Below are 13,965 nucleotides of genomic sequence, written 5' to 3'. Positions count from 1 at the left end.
GGGAGCCGGGCGACGGGAGACGGGAGACGCATGACGTCGTCGGAAACGCACGGGCCGCGCGCCGGGATGTTGGAAGACCTCACGTGGCCGACAGTTCGCGACGTGACGTGGCCTGTGGCCATCATGCCGTGGGGGGCCACCGAGCCGCACAATACGCATCTGCCCTACGGCACCGACACGTTGCTGGGACGGGAAGTCGCGGCCCGTGTCGCCGCGGTCTGCGCCGCGAAGGGCGTGCATGTGGCTGCGCTGCCCGCGATGCCCTTTGGCGTGAACACCACGCAATTGGATTTGCCGTTGACGCTGAGCGTGATGCCGTCAACGCAACTCGCGGTGCTGCGCGACATCGTGAACAGCATCGAACCGCACGGCGTGAAGGTGCTGCTGTTGCTCAATGCACATGGTGGCAACGAACTGCGTGCCCTGGTCAGGGAGCTGCAGCCGGCAACCGGCGTCCTGCTGGTCATCGCCAATTGGTGGCAGGCCGGTGATCACGGGCGGTTCGTCGAAGCCGGCGACCATGCCGGCGCGCTGGAGACGGCAGCGGTGCTGCACGTTGCACCGCATCTGGTGGCCGACCGGGCAACCTGGGGGGACGGCCACGCGCGCAAGAGTGTGCTGTCGGGAGTCCGCGAAGGGTGGGCGTGGACGCCGCGCCGTTGGACCCAGGTGACCGATGACACCGGCGTGGGCAATCCGCGCGAAGCAACCGCCGAACAGGGTGCCGCATTCATCGCCGAGGCGGTGGAGCGCATCAGTGCGCTGTGTCTGGAGCTGGCGACGGTGGACCCGCAGCGCCTGTACCGATAACAGTCGGCGGGCGGGTTCGACGACGGCTACAGACGTTGGATGAGCAGCACGACCGCGAAGGTGGCCGTCACACCCACGAGCAATCGAGGCCACAGCCGTCGCGCGCGGGCCGATCGACCGGCCAATGCGCCGATTGTCATGACCAACAACAGAACGAACACCTGTCCGATTTCCAACCCAACATTGAACGACAGGAGCGGTAGCGCGATACTCTCCGCCTTCCCCAGCAGCGCGCGCAGGTACGACGAGAACCCCAGGCCATGGATCAGTCCGAAGGCCGCCGTCACCAGATAGCGCAGCGGAGGCACCGCAGTCTCCGCTGAGTCGGCCGTTGAGGTGATCTCGCGCCACGCGAGGAGCGCCGTGACGAAAATCGTCGCCGGGATCAGTGCCTCGACCAGCGACGTCGACACCGACACCAGGCGCAGGGTCGCCAGCGCCAGCGTGACACTATGTCCCACGGTAAAGGCGGTCACCAGGATCGCCAGACGCCGCCAATCCCGCGGCGCATACGGGATCGAGAGTGCGGTGATGAACAAGAGGTGGTCGTAACCCGCGAGATCGGCGATGTGCGAAAAGCCGAGGCGCAGGTACAACGCAAACTCCTCGAGCATGTCGATCGCCTATCGAGCGTGCACTAGTAGTCCACGGGACGCAGGTACGATTCGCCGATGCCACTGTGACTGACCATGGCCGTGGCAGCAGGCCGCCGCTTCCAGTGTGTGGAGTCGAGGCGGTGCTCCACCAGTGACAGTTCCTCGTACGAGAAGCCCCGGGCACGCAGCGCTTCGTGCGAGAACCCGTGCAACACGCCGTTGAGCAGTTCATCGGCGCGCGCGTAACTGATGCCCAAATCGACCTCGTCGGTTTGCCCGACGATGAGATCGGCCGTGGCGGGCTTCGTGACAATGGCGTCCGGCACCCCAAGATGGCGCGCCAGTGCCCATACCTGCGTCTTGTACAAATCGCCAATCGGGTTGACCGGCGGCGAGTCGTCAGCGTGCCAGGTGAAGTATCCGAACAATCGTTCCGTCTTGTTACCGGTGCCCAGCGGCAAGGCCCGATACCGGGCCGACAAGTCGAAGAGCGCAATCATGCGTGTGCGGGCCATGACATTGCCCCGGCGGGCCCCATCGGCATCCGACTCGAACGACAGGTAGCCGTCCACGGCAGCACTGATGTCGATGGTACGCGACTCGATGCCCAGCGCATCGATCACCAACTGGGCATGGTCGAGTGACTCGGCGCTTGACGTGCGGTATGGCAGACGCACGCCGATCACGTTGGACGCGCCAAGCGCGCGGGCGGCAAGGTACGCCGTGACCGCCGAGTCCACACCACCCGAGAGTCCGATGACGGCGCGGGTGAAACCACGACGCTGGAGTTCCTCGCGCAAGAACCCAGTCAGCCACTGCTCGGTCAATGCGGCGTCAATCATCAGTGACGGCGGCCCCCCATGATCGCTCAGGTCGTGTCGAATGACCGGAAGGGCCTCGCGTCCGATCCGGCCGACAATCTCGCCGTCCATGGTCGGCGACGCGGGGATCGGAAATTCGCCGGTGGTGAAGCCTCGCGCGCCACGCAGCAAGTCGGCCGCCGCGGGTTCGGATCCATCATACGAAACCACGGCGGGCGCGCCGTCTTGCACGCGACGGACGGTGTCCAGCACATGCGGCAGCGCCACCCGCAAATCACTCAGCAACGGCGCATCGGCGCGCGCGCGCACAAGATCGTCCAGGTCGAGCGTGATCGTCATCATGCTCTCATCCCACACCGGCGCGCGGGCGCGCACGTCGCCGCCGGGGCCCACCAGCAACGATGTCCCGAAGAACCGCTTGCCGCCCTCGGTCCCCACGAGGTTGGCCAGGCTCGCGAATACGCCGTGTTCTTCGGCAATATCGCGAATCAGGCGTTCCCAACGCGCCGCGCTGTACGGACCGGGAATGCCGTCGTCCCGCGGCCAGAGTCCTCGGGCCGGAGCGGCCGAGGACACGAAAATCACCTGGGCCCCATCGAGCGCGGCAATGAGTCCCGACATGGAGTGCCAGGCATCCTCGCACACCAGAATGGCCGCCCGTCCCCACGGCGTTTCGAAGGCTCGAATGTCCGTGCCGCGTTCGACAAACCGCTCCTCGTCGAACAACCCGTAGGTGGGGAGGAAATTCTTGCGATGGACGTGTCGCAGCACGGGCGGTCCATCATCGAGGCCGATCGTGAGATACGCCGCGCTATTGTGCAGCGTATCGCGCCACCGTTCGTAGAAGCCGACAATGACGTCGATGGCGACCGTTGGAATGCCGGCGGTCGCACAGGCCGTGCGATAGGCATCGTCAAGGTCGTTGGCCAGCGCGCCGGCGGTGCACGCCACCTCGCGGACGCCGCCTTCCACGAAATACCCTGAGAGCGCGGTCTCGGGGAACTGGATGACCTGCGGACGCGGGTCGAGCGTGGCGGCCTGCGCGCAGAGCGCACCGAGCCGCTGCAGGTTGGCCGCCGTGTCCCCCTTTCGTGGGGCGAACTGACAGATGGCAAGCGTGAGGGGGCGAATCTGGTCACCGGGCATCTGTGGAAGCTGCGTCACAACCGGCGCGCGATCAACTGAGGTCGGCCGGTGTATTTTGCGGTCTCATGTCCTGCGTCCCCGGAAATCACCTGCGCGTCCCCATGCGCCGCGACCTTTGGCTGGCCATGGTGCGCCGTGGCCTTGGCGCGCTCCTGGTGTGGATATGGGTGAGCCCGCATGCGGCTGTGGCGCAGGTAGTGGTCAAGCCGCCGGCCGCTTCGTCGCCAGTCGCATCCACCGGTGAAGCCTGGCAGATCATCACGCCCGCACAGGCGTCCCTGGTGCTGGGTCGCGAGGGTTCGACCATTGGCGTGATCGGCAGGGAACGTCGCCTATCCGTCGCTATCCGCACGTTGCCCAAATACGTCGGTCAGGCCTTTGTCGCGGTCGAGGACAAGCGATTCTACCAGCACGATGGCGTGGACCTGGTCGGCATCGCCGGCGCCCTCAAGGATGCGGTCACCACGGGAAACCTGCGTGGCGCCAGCACGATCACCCAACTGCTGGTGGGCAACATGCACCCCGATCTCATCGATCGACGCGATGTCTCGCCCGGACGCAAGCTGCGGGAACAGCAGGCAGCGCGTGAAATGGAGAAGCACTACAACAAGGAGCAGATCCTCGAGGCCTTTCTCAATCAGATCTCGTTTGGCCACGGGGCGTTCGGCATCGAGATGGCAGCGCGACAGTACTTCGGGAAGCCGGCCTCCGATCTGACACTCGCGGAAGCGGCATCGCTGGCCTCGATGCCGAAAAGCCCGGTGCAGTACGACCCCGCCCGGTATCCGGATCGCAACAAACAACGCCGAAATACTGTGCTCGCCCTGATGGCGGGGCAGGGCTACATCACGGCCGTCCAGCGGGACCTCGCGCAACGTGAACCGATCAAGACGGTGACGGCGGGCAGTGCACCGGCACCATGGGTGGTGGATGTGGTTCGTGTGCAGGCGGAGCGTGCCGGTGTGCCGGTGGGGCAAGGCGGCTATCGCATTCACACCACCATCGACGCGGCAATCCAGACAATCACGCAACGTGCCGTGTCCGTCGGTCTGGATGAAGTGGAAACGCGACCGGGATTCCGCGGAATTCCGTGTGCCACCGGAATCGTTACGGATTCCATCAAGGCGTCGCGTGCCAAGGTGCAGGCGTGTCTGGAAGGGGCGGCCGTGGTGCTCGATCCGACATCCGGTGATGTGCGCGCCCTGGTGGGCGGTCGCAACTACGCGCGATCGTCATTCAACCGCGCCGTCGATGGTAATCGACAACCCGGATCGTCGTTCAAGGCCTTCGTGTATGCGCAGGCGCTGGCCGAGGGGATGACGGCCGGCAGCATGGTCGCCGATACTGCGCTGAGAATCCGACTGCAGAACGGCCAGATCTACAGCCCCGAGAACGCGGACAACGAGTTCCTTGGCGCCATCACCATGCGCGAGGCGCTCACCCGGTCGCGCAATCCGGTGGCGGTGCAATTGGCCCTTGGTGTGGGAATGGACTCGGTGATTGCCTTGGCGCGACGCGCCGGACTGCGCTCGCCGATTTCCCCCTATCCGTCCAGTGCGTTGGGCGCGTCGGTGGTCCAGCCACTCGATTTTGTGGCCGCCTACGCGTCCTTCGACAATGGCGGCGTCGCGGTGACGCCGCGTTTCATCGTGCGCGTGGAGGATCGCAACGGGCGCACGGTGTTGGCGCCACCGGTGGCGACGTCGGCGCCGGCCATGGACCCGCGCATTGCGTTCATCGTGCGCGACATGATGCAGGATGTGGTGTCGCGCGGCACGGCCACGGCACTGCGAAAGGTTGTCCCGTCACGTATAGCAGTGGCGGGCAAGACCGGTACCACGAACGACAACACGGATGTGTGGTTTGTCGGGATGACGCCGGAGTTCGTCACGGGCGTGTGGATCGGCTTCGACAAACCCACCATGATCTCTCCGGGCGCCGTGGGCGGCACGCTGGCGGCGCCAATTGCCGGTGACATCATTGCCAGTATCTATGGTTCGCGCAGCAGTGGCACATGGACCCCGCCGCCCGGTGTGCTGGGCGTCGAGGTCGATCGCAAGAACGGCAAGCCGGCAGACGCATCGACGCCACCCGATCGCCGTTACACGGAGTGGTATCTCGAAGGCACCGAACCGGGCGCCGCCGCCTGGCCGTGGAGTCTGTTTCGCTTCGGCCCCATCGGGCACTGAGACACGCGACCCATCTGTCATTCGTGCCGGTGGGCGTCAATCGGCCTCAATCCCGAACGTCTACGTTCGGGGATAGTGCTCCCACGCGTTGGCAACGGTGAAGAACGCGGGAAGCGCCAGCGTGAATGCTGCAGTCGCGCCTTCCGGGTTCCAGGTCAACGTGTCTGACACTACGTGCGGCCGATCATCTTGCGGGGTCCACACCTCAACCAGCTCAGCCGCCAAGTCCACAATCCAGTAGCTCGCCGTCGCGTCACGCAAATACAACTTGCGCTTGTCCTGACGATCGAGTCGCGCGGTGGATGGGGAAAGCACCTCAACAATCAACAGCGCGCGCGCCGCGCGTTGCTTGCGGGTGGCAGTAGGTCCCGCCGAGTGTACTTGCAGATCCGGCTGGACCACGGTGCGCGGCCCGAGCACAAGATCGTGTGGCGCGATCCACACCCAGCCGACGTGCTGCTCGCGTTCTGCGTATTGTTTGAGCATCACCGCGAGCTCCAACAGCGCCTGTTGATGCCGGGGCGCCGGCGCGGGACTCACAAACAACGCCCCATCGATACACTCGTACCGATTCCCGTCGTCCGGGAGGGCCTGAACCTCCTCGACGGTCCACGTGCGCGATTCGAGTGCGGGCATAGCCATAGTGTCAGCTCGGCGAGGGGGGATGCGCAAGGGGCGAACATGCGCCGAGGATAGCACGCAGGTTCGCCCCTTCCATCACCGTTTCATCGAGACGGATCGTCTCGACGCGACCAACTACACGCCGATCAACTCCTCGATCGCGGCATCGCTGTGTCGGCCATGATCGACCAGCGCGATGTCCAGCACTTCACGCAAGGTCTCCACGGGGTGAAACGTGAGTTGTTGCCGCACTTCGTCCGGCACGTCTTCGAGATCCGCCTCATTGGCCTTCGGAATGATGACTTCCTTGATGCCAGCCCGATGGGCGCCGAGCACTTTCTCCTTGAGGCCGCCAATTGGCAACACCCGCCCGCGCAGCGTGATCTCGCCGGTCATGGACACATCGCGACGGACTTTGCGGTTGGACAGTTCACTGACCAGGGCCAAGGCGATCGCGATGCCGGCACTGGGTCCGTCCTTCGGAATCGCGCCGGCCGGCACGTGAATGTGAGCTTCGCTGGCAGTGGCCACTCGATTCGCCGGAATGCCCAACGTGTCCGCGTTGTTGGTGGCGTACGTGAGTGCGGCGCGCGCGCTTTCCTTCATCACGTCGCCGAGTTGGCCCGTGAGAATGAGGGAGATCGGTCCGACGCGACCGGCGTCCGCCTCATCGTCGGTCTTGATGCGCGATGACGCGCGCCGAATACTGGCTTCCACAAACATGATGTCACCGCCCATCGGCGTGTAGTACATGCCCGTGGAAATGCCCACCTCGTCATGCTCGGCGGCACGCTCCGGATGCACGCGGGGACGGCCCAGCAATTCGCGCACTTCCTCCGCACTGATCACTTTGTCGTCGATGGCGGCCGTGTCACCCATGGCGACCCGTCGGGCCACCTTGCGCGCGACCGCTCCCAGTTGGCGTTCCAGCTGACGCACGCCGCTCTCGCGCGTGTACTCGCTGATCACCTTCATCACGGCGTCATCGGTAAACGACAGCTCACGACCGGCCAACCCCGATTCCTCCAGCTGTCGCGGAATGAGGTACGTCTTGGCGATGGCCGCCTTCTCGCGTTCGGTGTACCCGCTGAAGTCAACGACTTCCATCCGGTCCAGCAGCGGACCCGGGATGTTCTGGATGAAATTGGACGTGGCGACGAACAGCACTTCGCTCAAGTCGAAGGGCACGCCGAGATAGTGATCGGTGAATGAGTCATTCTGGGCCGGGTCGAGTACCTCCAGGAGGGCGCTGGACGGATCGCCTTGATACGACGTTCCCAGCTTGTCGACTTCATCCAGCAGGAACACCGGGTTCTTGGTGCCGGCCTGCTTCATGCCCTGAATAATGCGGCCAGGCATCGCGCCCACGTAGGTGCGCCGGTGACCGCGAATGTCGGCTTCGTCGCGCGCGCCGCCGAGGGCCACGCGCACGTACTCGCGTCCGAGCGCGCGGGCAATTGACTTGGCGATGGACGTCTTGCCGACACCCGGCGGTCCATTGAACAACAAGATCGGTCCGCGCGCCATCACACGCGCTTTCGCTTCCTTGGCGTCGGTGATCGTGCGATCGGCACCGCCATCCTTGACCGAACCCGCCAAGTCGGGATCGTCGCTGGCCAGCTTCGACACGGAGAACTCTCCAGTGGTCGCCACCTGCTCGGCAACCTGTTGTGCACGCAGCTGACGTACCGCAAGGAACTCGAGCACGCGATCCTTCACGTCCTTCAGGCCATAGTGATCCTCCTCGAGGATCTCACCCGCCCGGGCGAGTTCGAGATAATCGTCTGAGCGTTTGCTCCATGGCAATTCGGCAATCCACTCCAGATAGGTGCGGATGACCTGCGCTTCCATGGACTCACGGCCGGCCCGTTCGAGGCGTCCGATCTCGCGCTCGACTTCGGCGCGAGCCTGCTTCGGCAGGTCGAGCTTCGTGAGTTTTTCGCGTAGCTCGGAGATTTCCTTGGACTGGTCGTCGTCACCCAGTTCCTTCTGGATGGCCTTGAGCTGTTCGCGCAGGAACATCTCGCGCTGGCGCTCACCGAGCTCCTCCTGCACCTGCGACTTGATATCCTCCTGGGCTTCCAGCAGGCCGATCTGACGCTGGACATGCACCAGCACCCGGCGGAGTCGCTCTTCCACCGACAGCGTTTCCAGCAGACCCTGCTTTTCCGGGACGGTAAGTTCGATGTACCCGGCTACGAGGTCCGAGAATTTCCCGGCGTCGTCCACGGAGTCGAGCACCTGGTGGACCACCTCTTCCGGGAGGCCCCGCTTCTCGCCCAACTCGGCGGCGCGTTCCCGCGCCTCCTTGTGGAGCGCCTCGAAGGCCGGGTCCTTGGGGTCCAACGGCATCATTTCTTCGGCCGGGACAATGACCGCCACCAGATGCCCGTCCTGCTCCTGATACTGGAGGGCCGTGGCGCGCTGCTCGCCCTGCAGCAGTAGCTGCACCCCGCCAAGCCCGCGCTGGATCTGTCCGATCCGGGCAATCACACCGGTCGTGAACAGGATGTCGGCGGTGGGTTCTTCGGTGTTGTCGCGCTGGGCGACGGCAAATACCAGCCGATCGCCCTTCACGGCGTTTTCAATGGCGCGAAGGGTGCCGGGTCGGCCCGCGGAAATTGGCGCGGTAATGCCGGGGAACATGACCGTTCCACGGAGAGGCAGAACAGGGAGAGTTTGGCGCTGGCCCATATCGTACGTTCCTGTCGAAGGAGGATTGGCGCCTATGAAATGGCACGTTCCGCACCGTTTGGTTTACGCCATCGCGGCAGGGTTTGCAACTTTTCCCTGACCGTCTGACGTAAGGACCGTCAGTCCTATGCCGGGACGGCCGGTTTCCACGCGGTCGTCACCACCCCGGTAGGGAATGCTGTCGCCGCTTCTACCCCTGTGCTACACTACGGGATCAGAAGTGGCCCCCTTCGATCCCCAACGAGTGCCCGATTCTGCAGCCCAGTCCGCCGAGGACCTCGAACTCCGTGCGCATGTCGAGAATGCGCTCTGCGCCACCTATGAGGTGGATCAGGAGATTGGGCGTGGCGGCATGGGTATCGTCTACCGGGCGCGCGACAAGCGCCTGAAGCGTCACGTTGCGATCAAGCTCCTGCCACCGGAGCTGTCGTTTCGTCGTGATGTGCGCACGCGCTTTCTGCGCGAAGCCGAAACCGCGGCACAGCTGAGCCATCCCAACATCGTCCCCATCTACTCGGTCGACGAGGTGGGGAATCTGGTGTTCTTTGTGATGGCGCTCATCGATGGCGACAATCTGGCCAAGCAGCTGCAGAAGCGTGGCCCGTTGCCCATTGAGGACGTCCGTCGCTGGTTGACCGAAGTCGGTGAAGCGCTCGCGTATGCGCATTCGCGGGGGGTCATCCATCGCGATATCAAGCCCGACAATATCCTCGTCGACGCGATTGACGGTCGGGCGCTGGTCACCGATTTCGGCATCGCACGCGCCGGCACGGACAGTGGAGATACGCCGCGACTGACCGCGACCGGGATGGCCATCGGCACGCCCGCCTACATGTCTCCCGAGCAGGCGTCTGGCGACCGCGATCTGGATGCCCGCAGTGATCTGTATTCGCTGGGCATTGTCGCGTATCAGATGTTGGTTGGTGAACCACCATTCATCGGGAACACCACGCCGGCGTTGCTGGTGAAGCATTTGGCAGAGATGCCGGTGCCGGTGGACCAGCGCCGTCAGGACGTGCCCCCGGATTTGGCGCGAATCGTCATGCGACTGCTGGAGAAGGCGCCTGAACAGCGCTTCCAGACCGCCGGAGAACTGGTCCAGGCGATGAAGAGTGGTGTCGTCCCACAGACGCCAATTCCTGCCGGCACGTCCGGCTCGTCATCGCCGATCATGTTCAACGGTGCCCCGATTGGCGGCATGCGCGTGGCTGGCCAGAGCGGAACGGCGGGCAATCCCGGGTACTCGGCACCGGCGTATTCCTCGCGCACGGGCGTGGCCTCATCGGTGCCCGCGCCGCTGGTTGGCACCGTGGGCGCGTCGTACCCCGCGCTGGGAACGGACACGTACTCGCCCGGCATGGAGGAGCGCGCGCGATGGGAAGCGCCCCTCGTGCGCAAGTTCCGGAAGATGCTCGGCCCGTACCTCTTTGTGAACGGCGCGCTGCTGCTGGTGAGCATCTTCGGCAATAGCGATTTCTTTGGCGTGACCACCATCTGGACGGTGATCATGGCCTGGAAGTACGCCAAGCTCTGGAGCGCGGGCTACGATTGGCACGATGTGCTGCGTCAGCATAGAGACCGCATGCTGGGCGAGGTCATCTCGGACGTTGTCGACTCGGTGCACGCGACGTTCAGCCGCAAGAAGCGCGATGAACTGCGTTTGCAGGGGCGATTGAACAACAACGCGTTGCGCGGGGTGTTGGCGCCGCAGGCACCGACGCCGGCCGCTGGGTCGGCGGCAATTCCGCGCTCGTTCTCCCGATCGGAATCCGCAGGTCGTGGGGCCATGCTGCCGACGGCGCCAGCGCGTGATGATGCCATGGGCGAATACGTGGGCCTGGTGCGGCAGGCGCGGGCCGACCGCGAGGAGATCGGCCGCTTGCTGGCCACCATCCCGCCGGCGGAACGCGGTCGCATTCCTGACGTTTCTGCGACCGCCATCGATTTGGTGAATCGCATCGAGTCGATGGTGGTGGATCTGACGTTGAGCGCGCGCGAGTTCGGCGCCGATCGCGCGGTGGTGATCGACAAGGAGATCGCCACGCTGGAATCCGAGGCCAATCCATTGGAGACGGCGAAGAGCGAGGCCCGGGTGCGTCGACTGGCCCAGCTGCGTCGAGATCGCCGCGCGGTGGCCGACGTCGAGCGCAAGCGCGAAGTGCGCAAGGCGCAGGTGGAGAGCTGCCGGCTGGCGCTGGAGAACATGCGCCTCGATCTCGTGCGTCTGCGCACGGGGAACAGTTCCGTGCAGAGCGTGACGTTGATTGCCGAGCAAGCCATGGCCTTGGCGCGGGACGTCGACATTGCGGTGGGTGCCGCCAGCGACGTCCGCGACGCGACGCGTGGTCGCGCCGCGACACCCGCCTAGCGTTCCATGAGCGACGCCACGCGGGCCGCGGCCAACGCGGCTGACGCCAATATGCTGCGCGACCGGGTCACCGCGGCCTTCGGTGAGCAGTACCTCATCGGCCCCGAGATCGGTCGCGGCGGCATGGCGGTGGTCTATTCAGCGGAAGACCTCCGGCTTCAGCGACAGGTGGCGCTCAAGGTGTTGCCCCCCGATCTGGCGTTTCGCTCGGACGTGCGTGAGCGATTTGTTCGTGAAGCGCAGACGGCGGCGCGCTTGAATCACCCGCACATCGTGCCGATCTACGCGGTCCACGAACAGGCCGGCATGGTGTGTTTCGCGATGGGACTGGTGACCGGTGAGAGCGTCGCGGCCCGATTGGCCCGCGATCCGCGACCACCCGTGGAGTTCATCGCCAGCGTGCTCGAGCAGACGGCCGATGCGCTCGCGTATGCGCATGCGTGCGGCGTGGTGCATCGCGATGTCAAGCCGGACAACATTCTCCTCGATCGCGACTCAGGTCGCGCGATGGTGACGGACTTCGGCATCGCGCGGGCCGCGGAAAGCGGATCACGGCTAACGCAAACCGGTATCGCCGTCGGCACACCGGCCTTCATGAGTCCGGAACAGGCAACCGGTGATCGGGATGTTGATGGACGCAGCGATCTGTATTCGTTGGGAGTGGTTGGCTATCTCATGCTGGCCGGTCGACTGCCGTTTGAGGCGACAACCACACCGGCGATGCTGGTCAAGCACGTCAGCGAGACGCCGCCGCCGATTCACTTCGTGCGCCCTGACGCGCCGGGCTCACTCGTCGGCATTCTCGAGCGGTGTCTGGCCAAGCGCCCCGCCGATCGATGGGATAGCGCGCTGGTCATGCGCGATGCCTTGCGGCGCGTGCAGCGTGACGGGTCATTGAAAGTTCTCGGAGGTGGACCGTCGCGTTCGGCCGATCGTGCGTCGAACACACCGCGTGACCGGGTCGCCAGTGAGTATGCCGACAAGGCGGGACATCGGTCGGAGGATTGGTCGCCGCGCGGGGTCTTTGAGCCCGCGCCGGCCCCCCGACAGCTGCCGGCACCGGCCGCGTTGCCCCCCATGCCGCACTTCCCGCCGTTATCACCACTGGCCGACCGCGAAGAGCAGCGCGAGTGGAAGGCGGCACGCCGCGATGCGCTGCGGGACTGGCGCCACGCGGTGAAAGACCAGCGACGCGCGACCCGCGATCAATGGCGCGACGGCCTGGAGTTCGGGGTCGCGTCGTATGGTGAAACGGCGTTCCCCGGCCGTTCCGATGAAGAGTTGATCGGTCGCTTCAAGGGGCAGATGGCCTGGACCGCCGGGATGATCGTGTTCCTGGGCGTCATCAACGCCATCACCAGCCGGCATTTCCCATGGGCGGTCTTTCCGGCGATGGGCATGACCATGGGCGTGATTGGCCGCTATGCGAGGTTGCGTGCCCGGGGCATTACCTGGTCACGCATCTGGGACGACGATCCCGACGCACAGCGCGAGCCCACCGATGCGGCGGGATTGCTGCCCAAGCCCAAACGCATTGCGCGCGCGGCGCGAGCGTTCAAACGGCATCTCAAGTGGTTGGCTGGCAGCGCCGCCGTGGCCGTGGGAAGCTTTGCCATCGGGGGCGCGTTCCATCTCAATCCCATGATCGCGCCGTTCGTTGCCGGCTTGATCGGCAGCCTCGTGAGTGCGCAACTGCTCATTGTGGACTACGTGCGGCTGCGTCGATTCGGTGTGAGTCCCACGGAAGCGCTGGGCGATGGCTGGAAGGAGATTGCCGCCGTCGCCGACGATCGACCGCGGTACATGCAGCTCAATGAAGTCCTCGAGCGCATCGCCGGACCGGCTGTGCTGATGTCGTCGCACGGTGAAACTGTGCGCAGTGCCGTCGATGATCGGATGACGATCAAGGACACCGCGTCGCGCCTGTCGGATGCCGACAAGGCGATGGTGCCCGACGTCGAGCCGACGGCGGATGCCCTGCTCGAGCGCATCGGCGCGCTGGCCAGCGGACTTGAGCGACTGGAGCGGGATGTTCCCGGCGATGCCATTGCCCAGTTGGATGCACGCATTGCCGTGGCCCAGGCAGAGCCGGAGACCGCCCCGGATCACGAACGACGCCTCGCGCTGCTGACGCGGCAGCGCGCGTCGCTGCAGGAACTCGTTGATCGGCGGGTGACGATGCAGCGCCAATTGGAGAGCGCCTCAATGGCGCTCCGCTCGTTGCGCTTCGACATGGTGAAATTGCGAACGCTGGGTGTCGGTGCCGCCATCGGCGACGTGACGAGTGCCACGCAGGAGGCGCGCGCCCTGTCCCTCGATATCGGTCGGGCGCTCTATGCCGCCGAGGAAGTGCGAAAGCTGTAGACCGGGCGAGCGACGGCGGTTAGTCCGCCGCCCACTCGTCGAGTCGTGCCTCCAGTTCGCTCACCATGCCACCGTGACCGTGCTGTTGAGCGGCGACGATGCCGCGGTTGGCGGCCGCGCGCGCCGCTTCCACGCGTCCAAGATGGTGAAGGACATCGGCGTAGCGCATCCAGGCGTTTCCCTCGTCATCATGCCGGTCGAGATACGCGGCCAGCTCGACCTCGGCTTCCGCGTGCAGGCCCGCCTTGAGCAGTTCGTTGGCGAGGCCGAAACGGGCCAGGGGGTTGTCGGGTTGTTTGGCGGCCATGGCGCGCATGGCACTGAGGCGATCGACCATCAGGCGGTCTCGTGGTGAG

Annotated in this window: 9 protein-coding genes; 4 read left to right on the top strand and 5 right to left on the bottom strand. The window is 65.2% G+C overall.

The genetic code is table 11. The features are described from left to right. Window positions 1–30: 30 nt before the first annotated feature. Window positions 31–810 (top strand): creatininase family protein, encoded by a 780-nt coding sequence (locus tag IPP90_02575; GenBank protein ID MBL0169602.1) that lies wholly within the window; start codon window positions 31–33, stop codon window positions 808–810. 26 nt (window positions 811–836) lie between these two features. On the opposite strand, the gene IPP90_02570 is transcribed toward IPP90_02575, so the two are convergent. Both IPP90_02570 and IPP90_02565 read right to left on the bottom strand, forming a co-directional pair. Beyond that, complete coding sequence (locus IPP90_02570) at window positions 837–1,424, bottom strand: HupE/UreJ family protein (GenBank protein MBL0169601.1); 588 nt, start codon at window positions 1,422–1,424, stop codon at window positions 837–839. Window positions 1,425–1,447: 23 nt separating this feature from the next. Further along, entirely contained in the window at window positions 1,448–3,373 is a 1,926-nt protein-coding gene (locus IPP90_02565; GenBank protein ID MBL0169600.1) for an NAD+ synthase, read from the bottom strand. 101 nt (window positions 3,374–3,474) lie between these two features. Here IPP90_02565 and IPP90_02560 point away from each other — a divergent pair, with 101 nt between their 5' ends. After that, a complete protein-coding gene (locus IPP90_02560) occupies window positions 3,475–5,562 on the top strand; it encodes a PBP1A family penicillin-binding protein (protein ID MBL0169599.1) in 2,088 nt (695 codons plus the stop codon). Between the two features lie 60 nt (window positions 5,563–5,622). On the opposite strand, the gene IPP90_02555 is transcribed toward IPP90_02560, so the two are convergent. Both IPP90_02555 and lon read right to left on the bottom strand, forming a co-directional pair. Next, window positions 5,623–6,204 (bottom strand): Uma2 family endonuclease, encoded by a 582-nt coding sequence (locus tag IPP90_02555; protein ID MBL0169598.1) that lies wholly within the window; start codon window positions 6,202–6,204, stop codon window positions 5,623–5,625. Between the two features lie 114 nt (window positions 6,205–6,318). Next, window positions 6,319–8,877: an endopeptidase La gene (gene lon / locus IPP90_02550; GenBank protein MBL0169597.1), complete on the bottom strand. Its 2,559-nt coding sequence runs from the start codon at window positions 8,875–8,877 to the stop codon at window positions 6,319–6,321. Between the two features lie 244 nt (window positions 8,878–9,121). On the opposite strand from lon, the gene IPP90_02545 reads away from it, so the two are divergent. Both IPP90_02545 and IPP90_02540 read left to right on the top strand, forming a co-directional pair. After that, window positions 9,122–11,245, top strand: coding sequence for a serine/threonine protein kinase (locus tag IPP90_02545; protein ID MBL0169596.1), 2,124 nt, complete (start codon window positions 9,122–9,124; stop codon window positions 11,243–11,245). A 6-nt stretch (window positions 11,246–11,251) separates the two neighbouring features. Then, window positions 11,252–13,609, top strand: coding sequence for a protein kinase (locus tag IPP90_02540; GenBank protein ID MBL0169595.1), 2,358 nt, complete (start codon window positions 11,252–11,254; stop codon window positions 13,607–13,609). Window positions 13,610–13,628: 19 nt separating this feature from the next. Here IPP90_02540 and IPP90_02535 read toward each other — a convergent pair whose 3' ends face one another. Beyond that, the gene (locus IPP90_02535; protein ID MBL0169594.1) at window positions 13,629–13,946 is read right to left on the bottom strand and encodes a tetratricopeptide repeat protein; all 318 of its coding nucleotides are present in this window, start codon (window positions 13,944–13,946) and stop codon (window positions 13,629–13,631) included. Window positions 13,947–13,965 lie beyond the last annotated feature (19 nt).

It is taken from the genome of Gemmatimonadaceae bacterium, assembly GCA_016720905.1.
Lineage (GTDB): Bacteria > Gemmatimonadota > Gemmatimonadetes > Gemmatimonadales > Gemmatimonadaceae > Gemmatimonas.
This window is presented reverse-complemented; position numbering and strand designations above follow the sequence as displayed.